Origin of the sequence: Lactobacillus paragasseri (genome assembly GCF_003584685.1) — a bacterium.
Taxonomy (GTDB): Bacteria; Bacillota; Bacilli; order Lactobacillales; family Lactobacillaceae; genus Lactobacillus; species Lactobacillus paragasseri.
In genome coordinates this window covers 1127160-1139371 of the sequence record NZ_AP018549.1, presented here as the reverse complement: position 1 = coordinate 1139371, position 12212 = coordinate 1127160, and the positions used below count along the sequence as shown (strand labels likewise).

Below are 12212 nucleotides of genomic sequence, written 5' to 3'. Positions count from 1 at the left end.
AGGTGAATTCATGAAACGGATTGGTATTTTAACTAGTGGTGGAGATGCCCCTGGTATGAACGCTGCCATTAGAGCTGTTACACGTACAGCTTTGGCAAACGGTATCGAAGTTTGCGGAATTCGTTATGGATATGCTGGTTTAGTTGCTGGCGATATTTTCCAAATGACTTCTGAAACAGTTGCGGACAAGATTAACCGCGGCGGTACCTTTCTTTATTCAGCTCGTTTCCCAGAATTTAAGGAAGAAGAAGTTCAACTTAAGGGAATCGAACAATTAAAGAAGCACGGAATCGATGCTTTAGTTGTCATCGGTGGTGATGGTTCTTACCATGGTGCATTGAAGCTTACAAGACATGGCTATAATGCTATTGGTCTTCCTGGTTCAATCGACAATGATATTCCTTACACTGATTTCACAATTGGCTTTGACACTGCATGTAATACTGCAATGGAAGCTATTGATAAAATTCGTGATACTGCAACAAGTCACCAACGTGTATTTGTTGTAAATGTTATGGGTCGTGATTGTGGAGATATTGCAATGCACGTTGGTGTTGCTACTGGCGCAGATGCAATTGTTATCCCAGAAGAACCTTATGACATTAAGGAAATTGCTGAAAACTTGAAGCAAGGATTCGCTAATGGCAAGAAGCATGGAATTGTTGTTTTAGCAGAAGGTGTTATGGACGCTAATAAATTTAAGGATGAACTTCTTAAGTATGGCGACTTTGATGCTCGTGCTAATATCTTAGGTCACATGCAACGTGGTGGAAGCCCAACAACTCGTGATCGTGTATTAGCAAGCGAAATGGGTGCTTATGCTGTTAAGTTGTTACTTGAAGGTAAAGGCGGCTTAGCTGTTGGAATTGAAAACAACAAGCTTTCTCACCATGATATTCTTGATTTGTTTGATGCAAAACACCACGGTAATTATGCGTTATACTCATTAAACAAAGACTTAGCCAAGTAGTTTTTGATTTTGTATTATAGGAGATTTTTTCAAGATGAAGAAAACTAAAATTGTTAGTACTTTAGGGCCAGCCTCAAACGATGTTGAGACTATTACTAAATTAGCTGAAGCAGGTGCAAACGTATTCCGCTTCAACTTCTCACACGGTGACCACGAAGAACACCGTGCACGTATGAACATGGTTCGTGAGATTGAAAAGAAGACTGGTAAACTTCTTGGCATTGCTCTTGATACTAAGGGTGCCGAAATTAGAACTACTGAACAAGAAGGCGGCAAGTTCACTATTAACACTGGTGACACTATCCGTATTTCTATGGATGACACTAAGAAGGGTAACAAGGACATGATCCACGTTACCTACGATGGACTTTACGATGATACTCACGTTGGTGGTCACGTATTAATCGATGATGGTTTAGTTGACCTTTTGATTAAGGAAAAAGATGACACTAAGAGAGAATTAGTTTGTGAAGCTCAAAACACTGGTTTAATTGGTTCTAAGAAGGGTGTTAACGCTCCTGGTGTTGAAATTCGCCTCCCAGGTATCACTGAAAAAGATACTAACGATATTAAGTTCGGTTTAAAGGAAGGTATCAACTTCATCTTTGCTTCATTTGTTCGTAAAGCACAAGATGTTCTTGACATTCGTCAATTGCTTGAAGAAGCACACTGTGAATACGTAAAGATCTTCCCTAAGATTGAATCACAAGAAGGTATTGATAACATCGATGAAATCTTAAAGGTTTCTGATGGTTTAATGGTTGCTCGTGGTGACATGGGTGTTGAAATTCCATTTATCAATGTTCCATTCGTACAAAAGGAATTAATCAGAAGATGTAACGCATTAGGTAAGCCAGTTATTACTGCTACTCAAATGCTTGACTCAATGCAAGAAAACCCACGTCCAACTCGTGCCGAAGTTACTGACGTTGCTAACGCTGTTCTTGATGGTACTGACGCAACTATGCTTTCAGGTGAATCTGCTAATGGTCTTTACCCAGTTAAAGCTGTTAAGGCTATGGCTGAAATTGACATGCGTACTGAAAAGCAACTTGCTAAGCGTAACAAGTTAGCTCTTCAAAGATTTGAAGAATACAAGGGTTCAAACGTTACTGAAGCTATTGGTGAATCAGTTGTTAGAACTGCTGAAGAATTGGGCGTTAAGACTATTATTGCAGCAACTGAATCTGGTTACACTGCACGTATGATTTCTAAGTACCGTCCAAACGCTGATATCATTGCTATGACTTTCGACGAAAAGATCGAACACTCATTAGGTGTTGTTTGGGGTGTAAAGCCAATGTTGGTTGAAAAGCCTAAGACTACTGAAGAAATGTTTGACAAGGCAGCAGAACTTGCTAAAGAAACTGGTCTTGCAAAAGACTGCGACTTGGTAATTATCGTTGCTGGTGTTCCTTTGGGTGAAACTGGTACTACTAACTTGATGAAGTTACAATTGATCGGTACCCAACTTGTTAAAGGCTTAGGTGTTGGTGAACAATCAGTTATTGGTAAAGCTGTAGTTGCAACTTCTGCTGAAGAAGCAAACAGCAAAGTTCAAGATGGTGACATCTTAGTTGCTAAGACTACTGATAAGGATTACTTACCAGCAATCAAGAAGGCTTCAGGTATGGTAGTTGAAGCTTCAGGTTTAACTAGCCACGCAGCTGTTGTTGGTCTTTCACTTGGTATCCCAGTTGTTGTTGGTGCTACTGATGCAGTTGAAAAGATCAAGGATGGTTCTAAGATTACCGTTGATGCTCGTCGTGGTGCTGTTTACCAAGGTGAAGCAACTAACCTTTAATCTAAATTAATTAGCTTATTAAAATAGTCAGCGAAAGCTGGCTATTTTATTTTTGTCTTTTTTTCCTTATACTATATAGGTGACAGACAAATTAGAAGGATTGAGGCGCTGATATGTTAGGTGAAATAAGAAAAGGAAAAGTTACTGATGAAAATCAAACTGCTTTTTATGTACAGGTTGATGGCGTAACTTTTGAATTAAAGAAAATAGAAGTTACACAAGATGAGCCAATCCATTTAGGTGACGAAGTACAGGGCTTTATCTATGAAAATAAAGATAAAAAGAAGGAAATGACGCAATTTTATCCTTTTGCTCAAAAAGATCAGTATGGTTGGGCTACAGTAACTGAAGTGCGCCGTGATTTGGGTGTATTTTTAGATATCGGATTAAATGATAAAGACGTTGTTGTTTCTTTAGATGATCTTCCACTTGAAAAAGATCAATGGCCAAAGAAAGATGATCGCTTGTTGGTACGCCTTGAAACCGATGATAAGGAACGTATTTGGGCTAAGATGGCAGAAGAAGATGTTTTTGAACAGTTAGCTGCCAATTTTCCTGCGCATTTGGAAAACAAAAATATGTCTGGTACTGTGTACCGTAACTATGAAGTTGGATCTTTTGTAATTACTGATCAATATTACTTAGCCTTTGTCCATAAGTCTGAAATGTTCCGTCCCTTGCGTCTAGGGCAAAAAATTAAGGCACGCGTAATCGGGGTTAGTCAATATGGTAGATTGAATTTGAGCGTTCTTCCTCGAGGCTTTGAGGAGATTGATGATGATGCTCAAATGATTTTAGTAAGTTTACGCCGTGAAGCAACTAAGACCTTACCTTTTTATGATAAAAGCGATGCTCAAGAAATTAAGAATCACTTTGGTATCTCTAAGTCAGCCTTTAAACGCGCTTTAGGTCATTTATTAAAAAATAGATTAATTACTGAAGATAAAGATGCAGGAACAATTAGCTTGGTAGAAAAAGATGAATCAGACACAAACGATGAAGGATAATTTAGAAGATTATTTACGTTTCAGTCAAGTGGAACGTGGCTTAAGTCCTAATACCATTATTTCTTATCGAACTGATTTAGAAGAATATTTAGATTATTTACAAGATCAAAATGAAACAAGCTGGGAAGTTGACTATTTAGTTGTTGACGCTTTTCTTGCTACGCAAAAAGACAAGGGCAAGGCAACAACCTCAATTAGTCGAATGATCTCTAGTTTGAGAAAATTCTATCAATGGCTCTTAAGACAGGATATAATTGAACGTGATCCATTAGTAAAAATCGATTCCCCAAAAAGTGAACGAAGATTGCCAACCGCTTTAAGCGAAGAAGAAGTAGATAAATTACTTGCGGCTCCTGATACGAATACGCCGTTAGGAATTAGAGATCGTGCGATGCTAGAGTTACTTTACGCAACTGGAATGCGGGTGAGTGAATTAATAAATTTACGAACTGGTGACATTCATTCCGATTTAAAAATTATTAGAGTTCTTGGTAAAGGTTCAAAAGAACGACTTGTACCAATTACTGAAGTTGCTTTATCGTGGCTTGAAAAGTATCAAAAGGATGTTAGGGATGCTCAAGTACTAAAAAGCGGTCAATTTACTGATGTAATTTTTCTAAACAATCATGGTCATCAACTAACGAGACAGGCTGTTTGGCAGAAGATAAAAAAGTATTGTCAGCTGGTTGGAATAACTAAAAATGTTACTCCCCATACTTTGAGACATACTTTCGCTACTCATTTGCTTGAAAACGGGGCAGATTTGCGTGTAGTTCAAGAAATTTTGGGTCATAGTGATATTACAACTACGCAGATCTATACTAATCTGACGCAGAAGCATATTTTGGAGGTTTATAATCAAGCACATCCACGTGCTTAAATATTATGATCAGCAAATATAAAAAAGACTATGAAAAAACTGTAATGGGATATTTGTCTTATCTTCCAGATTTTAAAAATATTAAGAACTTACAAGAAGAGATGAAGTTATATACTAGTGATTCTAATCAATTTGAAGTTCTTATTTATAAAGAAAAGGGTAACGCAAGAGGTATTATTGGCATTCAAGAAGAAAAAGACTTTATAATTATTCGCTATCTATCTCTTGATCCAACAATGCGTGATTCAGAAACTAAACGCTTGGTAATGAAAGATCTAAAGCATCTTTATCCTGATAAAATGATTACCGCTTTACCTGACTGGGCCTTTTTATTAAGCTATTTAAAGGAAGATAAGACCGATGAATAATGTCGATGAATTAACTTTGGATCTTCCAAATTTTACGGGACCATTAGATCTACTTTTGAACTTAATTAGATCACAAAAGATAGATATTTACGATATTCCAATTGCGAAGATTACTGGACAATACTTAGCTAATTTGGCTCGCTGGCAGACTTTAGACTTGCAAATTGCTGGCGAGTATTTTGTGATGGCATCAACTCTTCTTAGAATTAAATCGCAATATTTACTTCCCAAAAATGACTTTGTTGAAGAAGATCAATATCAGGAAGACCCGCGTGCTGAACTAGTTGAGCAGCTGGTCCAATATTCAGTTTTTCAAAGAATTGCGGAATACTTTAAGAAACGAGATGAAGAAATGCCAATTACTGTGGCTAAAGATCCATCTGTTTCGCCTAAAAAAGAAGTTGAGCCTCTTCCCTTAGGAGAAATTACAAGTGATGAGCTGGCTAATACTTTTAAAGTTGTTTTGGAGCGTTTTAAATTAAGAAAACCACAAGTGGGACAAATAGAAGTTCATGAAACTTCAATTGAAGAAATGACGACATTTTTAAAGGATAAACTTCACCATAGAAAAAAGGTTAGCTTTTTTGACTGTATTAAGAATTTTCAGGATCTTGATCAGGTAATTGGTTTGTTTTTAGCAGTTTTAGAATTATGTCGTGATCATAAAATTTTAGTAAAGCAAAATAGAGACTTTGGTGACCTAGAATTAGAGAAAGTTGAGACTAATGGCAAGTAAAGAAGCACAATTAGAAGCTCTCCTTTATGCAGCAGGGGATGATGGTTTGGAAACAGATAATTTATTACAATTATTAGAAATTTCACCATCGGCATTACGAGAGTTAGCAAACCATCTAAAAGATCGACTTAAAAATGATGAGAACTCTGGCTTACAACTGATCTGCATTAATCATACTTATAAATTAACTACCAGTGCGGAATGCGGGGATGTTATTTCTAAATTTTTCCAAAAAGATTTATCGAAGAATTTAAGTCAGTCAGCTCTTGAAATACTTTCAATTATTGCATATCGTCAACCGATAACACGGGTTGAAATTGATGATTTACGTGGTGTTAACTCATCAGGAGCATTGCAGACTTTAGTTTGGCGTGGACTGATTAAAGTAAATGGTAAAAAAGACGTACCTGGCCACCCTAACTTATATGTGACTACAGACTATTTCTTACAGTATTTTAACTATGAAAGTTTAGCTGATTTGCCAGTAATAGAAGAGTTTGAATCAGATGACAATCCTGTGAACTTATTTGATCAGGATGAGAGAAGTAGCAAAGAAATAAATTTTGATGAAGGAGAGTAAAATGGCTGAAAGATTGCAAAAAGTAATTGCACAAGCTGGCGTTGCGTCAAGACGTAAGGCTGAGAAAATGATTACAGCTGGGCAAGTAACTGTTAATGGTAAAAGAATTACTGAGCTGGGAACGAAAGTTGAACCGAGCGACAAAATTGAAGTAAATGGAGTTCCAATTGAGAAAGAAACACTCCACACATATTTGTTTTACAAACCTCGTGGCGTAATTTCTTCAGTAAAAGATGATAAGGGCAGAAAGACTGTTGTCGATTACTTTGAAGATGTACCATATCGCTTATATCCAGTTGGTCGTCTTGATTATGATACTTCAGGCTTATTGTTAATGACTAATGATGGTGAATTAGCTAATAAGTTGATGCATCCTCGTAATGAAGTACCAAAGGTTTATGTAGCCAAAATTAAAGGACTTCTTTCTCCAGAAGATATTCACTCTCTTACACATGGGGTTCGAATTGATGGACGTAAGAGTGCGCCAGCAAAATTGAAGATTTTGAAGACGGATGAAAAGAAAAATACTCAAATTGTTCAATTAACAATTCATGAGGGGCATTATCACCAAGTTAAGAGGATGTTTGAAGCAGTTCATCATTTTGTTGAAAAATTATCTCGTGAAAAGTATGCTTTCTTGACTTTAAAATCACTGACTTCAGGTGAATATCGTGAATTAACGCATGAAGAAGTCTCTCGTTTAAATCACTTATCTGACTAACGCTACTTGTCAAGCTATGATAAAATAAAACTAATAATCTATAATTGTGGAGGATTTTGGAATGAAGGAAAATAAATCTCAGGACAATCAAGAACCTAAGGGTCCTTACAAGCATTTTGAACGTCCGACAACGTCTAGAAGTGCGATGCATCATCGCCACCGTTCAGAGCCTGCACCCGAACCAACTCCTAGTCGTCCAGATAAGAACTCTAAGGGTACACACCATAGTCAGTTATGGGCTGGGTTGATTATAGTTGCAATAATTTTGATTGCCTTGATTCCGATTGTTTCTTCAAAGTTGCACTCTAATTCTAATAACTTGGCTGAAAAGAGTGTTAAAGTTTCAAAGAGTTCTTCTAAGTCTCATAAATCTAAGAGTAAAAAGCCTAAGCGTAGTTCTTCGAAGAAGAGTAAGTCTAAGAGTAGTGTGAAGAAAGAAGAGAAGAAATCGTCAAGCCAATCTCATGACGTAACTCCAGCTGTAACTAGTCAGTCTCAAAGTAGTCAAACTAGCCAAAGCAGTACCCAATCTTATGCTTCTAGTGCTAGTCAAACTACCACTCAAGACCAAACTCAACAAGCAAACCAAAATTCATACCAAAATAATCAAAATACCTGGCAGAATAACAGTGGAAGCAGCTCGTCACAAAATCAAGCTCCAAGTTCTTACACTGTTCAAGAAGGCGATTCTTTATCAAAAATTGCTCGTGAAAATAACACTTCAGTGCATTATTTAGAGCAGCTTAATGGTTTAGAATCAGCTGATAGTATTAGTATTGGTCAATCAATTAAACTTAAATAATTAAAAAACATTATTATTTACAATTTAGTTAAGAAGTATTATCATTTACTTGTAAAAAGTAAATAAAAGGATGTTGTCTTCAGGGCAGGGTGAAATTCCCGACCGGCGGTTAGAGTCCGCGAGCTACGATGTAGTTGAACCTTAGGTACCGATAGTTAAAGTCTAGATGGAAGAAGACAGACTAAAAAACTAAACATGATTTAGATTAATAAGGTCTGTTGCTGAGGCAACAGGCCTTTTGTATGTTATGGAGGAATCATCATGCAAAGAAAAACTAGTTTAAGTCATGTCAGACTTGCTTATTGGCTTGCTTGGGCAATGATTGGTGCATTGGCATTTTTAATTATGAAAATTGAAGTCCCAATTATTCCAGGCTTTGATTATTTGAAGATGGACTTTTCGGATTCACTTGTTGCCTTGAGCACCTTAGTTTTTGGACCATTGGGCGGAACAATGATTGCACTCTTTAAGTCATTATTGAGTCTTTTTATTTCTGGTTTTAATCCAATTTCAATGATCGGACAACTAGCTGCGTTTTTAGCAAGTTTAGCTTATATCTTGCCATTTTATTTCATCAGTAAAAAACATGAAGATAAAGTAAAATATCAAATTTTTGGTTTAATTGTCGGTACACTAGCTTTAACGGTAGTAATGTCACTAGCAAATTATTTTGTTCTAACTCCAATGTATATTTCTTTAATGGGATTTAAGTTAAACTCATCACTTTTAACTTACGTTGTTTCTGCTATTATTCCTTTCAACTTAATTAAGGGTTTGATTAACAGTATTGTTGTTTTGATTTTAGCGAAAACTTTATTACCTGTTCTAGAGAAGTTTGTAAGACGTAATTTCTAAAATATTTTCTAAAAGAATTATGTTTAGCCAGAAGTCGAGTGACTTCTGGTTTTTGTTTTATGGTAGAATTTACTTTGAATGAAAAAGAAAGGACTCAATTTTTTAATGCAAGTAGCTATTGATGGTCCTGCATCAGCGGGGAAGAGTACAGTTGCTAAAATTATCGCGCATAATTTAGGCTATATTTATATCGATACTGGTGCAATGTATCGAGCATGTACATTAATTGCACACGACAATCACGTTGACTATGGTGATGAAAAGACGATCTTAGACCTGGTTGACAAGAGCACAATTGAATTTAAGCAAGAAGATGGAGAACAGAAGGTTTATGTAAATGGCAAGGATGTATCAATTGCCATTAGAACTCCAGAAATTACTGAGAATGTTTCTCAAGTGTCAGCCTTGAAGTCAATTCGTGAAAAGATGGTTGAATTACAGCGTGAAATGGCTGGTAAACATAATGTTATTATGGATGGCCGTGATATTGGGACGACAGTTTTACCAGATGCTGAGGTAAAAATCTTCTTAATCGCTAGTGTGGCATCAAGAGCTAAGAGACGCTTTTTAGATTTTCAAGAAAAAGGAATTCACCAAGACTTGAAAGATATTGAACATGATATTGAAGTTCGCGACTATAAAGATTCTCATCGTGAAATTTCTCCATTAAAAAAAGCAGCGGATGCAATTGAATTAGATACAACAAACCTTACTATTGATGAGGTTGTAGCTAAAATAAGCGAGATAATACAAAAAAAGCAAAAAAATTAAACAAAAGTGTGGAAAAAAGACATCAAGTACTTTAAAATAAAGTATGATATTGGGAGGTAATTATGACAGATAATAGTAATCAATTCTTAGATGCTCTAAAAGAAATGCAGGGAGTTGAAGTCGGCAACATTGTTAACGTTGAAGTTTTAAGTGTTGAAGATGGACAAATCGCTGTTGGTGTTGAAAATGCAGGTGTTGAAGGTGTAATCACTAAACGTGAATTCACTAATGACCGTAACGCAGATTTAAACCAATTGGTAAAACCTGGTGATAAGTTTGAAGCTTTAGTTCTTAGAAGAGCTGGTGGCGATAAAGAAAACGGCGAATTCTTCTTCTCAGTTACTCGTTTGAAGGAAAGAGAAGCTTACAAGGAATTAGAAAAGGTCTTTGAAGAAGGCAAGACTGTTGAAGGTACTGTAACTGGTGCTGTTCGCGGTGGTTTATTAGTTGACGTTGGTACACGTGGTTTCTTACCAGCATCACTTATTTCTAACCGTTACGTTTCTGACTTGAAGCCTTACATTGGCAAGAAGATGAACTTGAAGATCACTGAAATTGATCCTAACAAGAACAGATTAATTCTTTCAAGAAAAGACTTAATCGAAAAGGAACGTGAAGAAGCATTCGAAAACGTTGCTTCACAATTAGTTGTAGGTGATACGGTTGAAGGTAAAGTATCACGTTTAACTGGTTTTGGTGCCTTTGTTGACGTTGGTGGTGTGGACGGTTTAGTTCACATTTCAGAAATTTCTTACAAGCATGTTGACAAGCCAAGTGATGTATTGAAGGCTGGTCAAGATGTTAAGGTTAAAGTTATCGGTATTGATGACGATAGACACAGAATCTCCCTGTCAATTAAGCAAACTTTACCATCCCCATTTGAAGAAGCTACTGAAGGTTTACATGAAGGCGACATCATTGAAGGTGAAGTTAAGACTTTAACTTCATTCGGTGCATTCATCGAAGTAGCTGATGGAATCCAAGGTTTAGTACACGTTTCAGAAATTGCTAACAAGCACGTTGATAAGCCAAGTGATGTTTTAAAGGTTGGTCAAACTGTTAAAGTTAAAGTTTTGAGCGTTGACCCAAGTGACAGAAGAATCTCATTGTCAATCAAGCAAGCTGATCCTAATGCTGCTAAGAGTGAAAACTCACGTCCACGTCGTCGTCAAGATTCTGTAGCTGATAAGTACATGAATGACAATGACAACGGTTTTGCTTTAGGTGACATTATTGGTGATCAACTTAAAGATAAGGATTAATCGTCATTCGTCTAAAAAAGCTGACTCCGGTCAGCTTTTTTTATTTCTTAGATAAATAGAAAGGGGTAGAAATAATATGTCATTACCCATCGTTGCATTAGTTGGACGACCAAATGTTGGTAAATCAACTATTTTTAATAGAATTATTAATTCTCGCGTAGCTATTGTCGAGGATAAAGCTGGCGTCACTAGAGATAGAATTTATGCTCGTGCTGAATGGATGGGCCATGAATTTATCCTAATTGATACTGGTGGTATTACTTTAGACTCCGGTGAAATCGAAGAGCAAATTAAGGCTCAAGCTGAAATTGCGATTGATGAGGCTGATGTAATCGTCATGTTGGGGGATGTGACCCAGCACATGACTAATATGGATGAAACAATTGCTAAGATGCTTTATCGAACTAAGAAGCCAATTATTTTAGCAGTTAACAAGGCTGATAATCCTGAACAAAGAACTGATATTTATGATTTCTATAGTTTAGGTTTGGGCGACCCTATTCCTGTTTCTGGTAGTCATGGAACTGGTATGGGTGATTTACTTGATGCAATTGTTGGTGAATTCGGCGATAAGGCCAATCAACATGAAGATGATTCGATTCGCTTTAGTGTAATTGGTCGTCCTAATGTAGGAAAATCTTCACTGGTAAATGCTATTTTAGGTGAACAACGTGTAATTGTTTCTAACATCGAAGGGACAACGAGAGACGCCATTGACACGACTTTTACTAATGATGGGCAAAAGTATACTATTGTCGATACTGCCGGTATTAGACGCCGTGGCAAGGTCTACGAGAAGACTGAAAAGTATTCAGTTCTAAGAGCAATTAGTGCTATTGAAGAAAGTGATATTACACTTTTAGTTTTAGACGCTAGCACAGGCATTCGTGAACAAGATAAGCATGTTGCTGGCTATGCTCACGACGCAGGCCGAGGAGTAATTATTGTCGTAAATAAGTGGGATCTTCCTAAAAAAGATAGCACAAGCATGAAGGACTTTGAAAATACAATTAGACAGGAGTTCCAATACTTGGACTACGCTCCAATTGTTTTCGTTTCGGCAAAGACTGGTCAAAGAGTTCCTGATATTTTGAAACTAGTTAAAGAAGTTCACGATAATCAAACTCGTCGCATTAAGTCTAGTGTCTTGAATGACTTGCTACTTGAGGCAACCAGAATTACGCCAACGCCACTTGTTAACGGAAAGAGATTAAGAATCTACTACATGACGCAAGTTGCAGTAACTCCGCCGACATTTGTTGTTTTTGTAAATGATCCAGAATTATTGCACTTCTCATATCAGAGATTTTTAATCAATCAATTGCGCCAAAACTTTGATTTTGTAGGAACACCAATTAAAATCTTAGCTAGAAAACGTAAATAAGCCTAAAATTTCAAAAAAATAGGGATATATCTGCGAAAAAGCTTGCAACTAAGCGTCTTAGTGTGCTAATTT

The 12212-nt window shown here is 36.7% G+C and carries 13 protein-coding genes and 1 riboswitch; all 13 genes read left to right on the top strand.

Annotation, left to right across the window (positions count from 1 at the left end; genetic code table 11):
- The first annotated feature begins 10 nt into the window (after positions 1 to 10).
- The 13 genes from pfkA to der all read left to right on the top strand — a co-directional run bounded on the left by pfkA (position 11) and on the right by der (position 12140).
- A complete protein-coding gene (pfkA, locus tag LpgJCM5343_RS05470) occupies positions 11 to 970 on the top strand; it encodes a 6-phosphofructokinase (RefSeq protein WP_003648703.1) in 960 nt (319 codons plus the stop codon).
- Between the two features lie 34 nt (positions 971 to 1004).
- Entirely contained in the window at positions 1005 to 2774 is a 1770-nt protein-coding gene (gene pyk / locus LpgJCM5343_RS05465; protein ID WP_113576151.1) for a pyruvate kinase, read from the top strand.
- A gap of 113 nt (positions 2775 to 2887) precedes the next feature.
- A complete protein-coding gene (locus LpgJCM5343_RS05460) occupies positions 2888 to 3781 on the top strand; it encodes a CvfB family protein (protein WP_020807032.1) in 894 nt (297 codons plus the stop codon).
- Entirely contained in the window at positions 3771 to 4661 is an 891-nt protein-coding gene (gene xerD / locus LpgJCM5343_RS05455; protein ID WP_049159739.1) for a site-specific tyrosine recombinase XerD, read from the top strand. The genes LpgJCM5343_RS05460 and xerD overlap by 11 nt, the downstream gene beginning before the upstream one ends.
- A gap of 5 nt (positions 4662 to 4666) precedes the next feature.
- On the top strand, positions 4667 to 5029 hold the full coding sequence (locus tag LpgJCM5343_RS05450; protein ID WP_003648707.1) for a hypothetical protein: 363 nt from the start codon (positions 4667 to 4669) through the stop codon (positions 5027 to 5029).
- Positions 5022 to 5765, top strand: coding sequence for a segregation and condensation protein A (locus tag LpgJCM5343_RS05445; RefSeq protein ID WP_101890773.1), 744 nt, complete (start codon positions 5022 to 5024; stop codon positions 5763 to 5765). The genes LpgJCM5343_RS05450 and LpgJCM5343_RS05445 overlap by 8 nt, the downstream gene beginning before the upstream one ends.
- Positions 5755 to 6345 carry an SMC-Scp complex subunit ScpB gene (gene scpB / locus LpgJCM5343_RS05440; protein WP_039156383.1) on the top strand — a complete coding sequence of 197 codons (591 nt, stop codon included), beginning with the start codon at positions 5755 to 5757 and terminating at the stop codon, positions 6343 to 6345. Before LpgJCM5343_RS05445 ends, scpB begins: the two co-directional genes overlap by 11 nt.
- A gap of 1 nt (position 6346) precedes the next feature.
- A complete protein-coding gene (locus LpgJCM5343_RS05435; protein WP_035429659.1) occupies positions 6347 to 7066 on the top strand; it encodes a pseudouridine synthase in 720 nt (239 codons plus the stop codon).
- A 61-nt stretch (positions 7067 to 7127) separates the two neighbouring features.
- Positions 7128 to 7868: a LysM peptidoglycan-binding domain-containing protein gene (locus LpgJCM5343_RS05430; RefSeq protein ID WP_101890772.1), complete on the top strand. Its 741-nt coding sequence runs from the start codon at positions 7128 to 7130 to the stop codon at positions 7866 to 7868.
- A gap of 71 nt (positions 7869 to 7939) precedes the next feature.
- Positions 7940 to 8050, top strand: a riboswitch (FMN riboswitch).
- A 79-nt stretch (positions 8051 to 8129) separates the two neighbouring features.
- Complete coding sequence (locus LpgJCM5343_RS05425; protein ID WP_003648712.1) at positions 8130 to 8723, top strand: ECF transporter S component; 594 nt, start codon at positions 8130 to 8132, stop codon at positions 8721 to 8723.
- Positions 8724 to 8828: 105 nt separating this feature from the next.
- On the top strand, positions 8829 to 9494 hold the full coding sequence (cmk, locus tag LpgJCM5343_RS05420) for a (d)CMP kinase (RefSeq protein ID WP_101890771.1): 666 nt from the start codon (positions 8829 to 8831) through the stop codon (positions 9492 to 9494).
- Positions 9495 to 9556: 62 nt separating this feature from the next.
- Positions 9557 to 10756, top strand: a complete 1200-nt coding sequence (gene rpsA, locus LpgJCM5343_RS05415) for a 30S ribosomal protein S1 (protein WP_020807025.1) — start codon at positions 9557 to 9559, stop codon at positions 10754 to 10756.
- A gap of 76 nt (positions 10757 to 10832) precedes the next feature.
- Complete coding sequence (gene der / locus LpgJCM5343_RS05410; RefSeq protein ID WP_020807024.1) at positions 10833 to 12140, top strand: ribosome biogenesis GTPase Der; 1308 nt, start codon at positions 10833 to 10835, stop codon at positions 12138 to 12140.
- The last annotated feature ends 72 nt before the right edge of the window (positions 12141 to 12212 follow it).

What these genes read in the sequence shown, in the direction of transcription:
- xerD (WP_049159739.1), top strand. Translation starts at nt 3,771, where the DNA reads ATGAAGGATAATTTAGAAGATTATTTACGTTTCAGTCAAGTGGAACGT.
- pyk (WP_113576151.1), top strand. Translation starts at nt 1,005, where the DNA reads ATGAAGAAAACTAAAATTGTTAGTACTTTAGGGCCAGCCTCAAACGAT.
- LpgJCM5343_RS05445 (WP_101890773.1), top strand. Translation starts at nt 5,022, where the DNA reads ATGAATAATGTCGATGAATTAACTTTGGATCTTCCAAATTTTACGGGA.
- scpB (WP_039156383.1), top strand. Translation starts at nt 5,755, where the DNA reads ATGGCAAGTAAAGAAGCACAATTAGAAGCTCTCCTTTATGCAGCAGGG.
- LpgJCM5343_RS05460 (WP_020807032.1), top strand. Translation starts at nt 2,888, where the DNA reads ATGTTAGGTGAAATAAGAAAAGGAAAAGTTACTGATGAAAATCAAACT.
- der (WP_020807024.1), top strand. Translation starts at nt 10,833, where the DNA reads ATGTCATTACCCATCGTTGCATTAGTTGGACGACCAAATGTTGGTAAA.
- pfkA (WP_003648703.1), top strand. Translation starts at nt 11, where the DNA reads ATGAAACGGATTGGTATTTTAACTAGTGGTGGAGATGCCCCTGGTATG.
- LpgJCM5343_RS05430 (WP_101890772.1), top strand. Translation starts at nt 7,128, where the DNA reads ATGAAGGAAAATAAATCTCAGGACAATCAAGAACCTAAGGGTCCTTAC.
- rpsA (WP_020807025.1), top strand. Translation starts at nt 9,557, where the DNA reads ATGACAGATAATAGTAATCAATTCTTAGATGCTCTAAAAGAAATGCAG.
- LpgJCM5343_RS05435 (WP_035429659.1), top strand. Translation starts at nt 6,347, where the DNA reads ATGGCTGAAAGATTGCAAAAAGTAATTGCACAAGCTGGCGTTGCGTCA.
- LpgJCM5343_RS05450 (WP_003648707.1), top strand. Translation starts at nt 4,667, where the DNA reads ATGATCAGCAAATATAAAAAAGACTATGAAAAAACTGTAATGGGATAT.
- cmk (WP_101890771.1), top strand. Translation starts at nt 8,829, where the DNA reads ATGCAAGTAGCTATTGATGGTCCTGCATCAGCGGGGAAGAGTACAGTT.
- LpgJCM5343_RS05425 (WP_003648712.1), top strand. Translation starts at nt 8,130, where the DNA reads ATGCAAAGAAAAACTAGTTTAAGTCATGTCAGACTTGCTTATTGGCTT.